At 60.7% G+C, this 389-nt stretch carries 1 protein-coding gene; it reads left to right on the plus strand.

The genetic code is table 11. From position 1 onward, the window contains the following. Positions 1–139: 139 nt before the first annotated feature. Positions 140–389, plus strand: a 250-nt coding sequence (locus WMN78_RS13350; RefSeq protein ID WP_340534197.1) for a hypothetical protein, incomplete at its 3' end; no start/stop codon positions are given.

Raw genomic sequence — 389 nt, forward strand, 5'->3', positions numbered from 1 at the left:
GGGAAGGTCCCATGGGGAGCGGTGCCCATCGACAGTGGTTTGGGCCGCGGGATAGTTTCTAGGTAATGGATCTTCCGGATGAGCCGGGGGCCGCTGGGGAGCCGATCGGATCGGGTCCGTTGATTGAAGGAGATAACTAATGGCTATTTGGGGTGCAGACATTGCCCAGCTCAAGGCGCTGGGAAGCAAGCTTCAGGCTGGTTCGTCCGAGATTGAGAAGGCCAAGTCGCAGCTGACGAAGGCTCTGGACAGCACTGACTGGAAGGGCCCGGACGCGGAAAAGTTCCGCAACGAATGGTCCGGTTCCCACGTCACGAACCTGACCAAGGTGGCCCAGGCACTGGAGCAGGCCGGCAAGCAGGCAACCAAGAACGCCGCACAGCAGGAAG

It is taken from the genome of Arthrobacter oryzae, from assembly GCF_037911235.1.
Taxonomy (GTDB): Bacteria; Actinomycetota; Actinomycetes; order Actinomycetales; family Micrococcaceae; genus Arthrobacter; species Arthrobacter oryzae_E.